Here is a 260-nt window from a genome sequence, read left to right as displayed (position 1 = left end):
CAAAAAGAGCTGGACATCCAGTTTGAACGCCCTGCCCTTCTGCAGCAGGCATTTACCCATTCATCTTATGTGAATGAGCATCGAAGAAGACAATTCACGGACAATGAACGCCTGGAATTTTTAGGCGACGCCGTATTGGAATTGTCGGTATCGCATTTCCTCTATATGAAATATCCCGAAATGGCTGAAGGCGAACTGACCAAATTGCGTGCGTCGATCGTATGTGAGCCGGCTCTTGTCCTTTTCGCCAACGAATTGGG

Annotated in this window: 1 protein-coding gene; it reads left to right on the top strand. The window is 47.7% G+C overall.

Annotation, left to right across the window (positions count from 1 at the left end; all coding sequences use genetic code 11):
• Positions 1-260: ribonuclease III family protein (locus SB775_RS30900; RefSeq protein ID WP_410865080.1), on the top strand; the 260-nt coding region annotated here is incomplete at both ends.

The organism is Peribacillus sp. SIMBA_075 (genome assembly GCF_046534585.1).
This window is presented reverse-complemented; position numbering and strand designations above follow the sequence as displayed.